Annotated in this window: 1 protein-coding gene; it reads left to right on the top strand. The window is 41.9% G+C overall.

What is annotated here, in order from left to right; translation table 11 throughout:
• Positions 1-647 (top strand): hypothetical protein (locus ACFIM1_RS09400; protein ID WP_375609860.1); only part of this gene is annotated, 647 nt, incomplete at its 5' end.
• Positions 648-732 lie beyond the last annotated feature (85 nt).

The raw sequence follows: 732 nt of genomic DNA, 5'->3' as shown, positions 1-732 counted from the left end.
TTCATACGCTTTGTGCGGATGTTGGTGTTATAATAGATCATCCGTTATCGGGGTATCAAGCAGGGGATATATTACCCAATTCAGTTTGGTGTTTGAATCACCGTCCGCATAGTTCGCCTGAGGGGATGGTCTATGACCCCTCCACAGATATTTGGGTTGATATTTATCTCCAGTCAGGAACGGGTGAAAATACCCGCTCATCCTATAATGTTCCGATCACGACGAGCCGTAGCTATACAGAGCATGCCACAGATATGATGCGTGTAAAGAAGTCTTTATTGAGTGATAAGGAATTTATCTCTGCCCTTTATGGAAGTAATGAAAAAACAAGTATAGCAGGCAATAAAGCTCCTACCCCCAAAAAAACAGGAGGCTATAAGGATACGGGAAATCGTCGTATGATCTCTCATATTGGATGTGAGGATGGTTGCGGTTATGTTTGGCAATATTTGTCAGAAACGTTTCCTGCACAAACTTCTATAAGTGGGGGAAGTATTAAAAGTTCCATGAATGTATTGATAGGAGGAGGGAGTTGGCAACAAGGTTTCTATAGTGGTCCCTTTTATCGCAATGGTCAGTATTCTCGTGGTTTCAAGGATGACAAAATAGGAGCGCGCGGTTGTAGTCATCCACGGTATTTTGTTTAGGAGTCGGTAGATGATAGATTATCCAGGGCATTTAAATACGAAGCAAGATTATCTGAACATGCTTGAATTTGATAAGGCTGAAACG

It is taken from the genome of Bartonella sp. AC158YNML (assembly GCF_042196725.1).
Classification (GTDB): domain Bacteria; phylum Pseudomonadota; class Alphaproteobacteria; order Rhizobiales; family Rhizobiaceae; genus Bartonella.
Note: the sequence above shows the minus strand (reverse complement) of the source record. Positions and strands in the feature narration are given on the sequence as shown.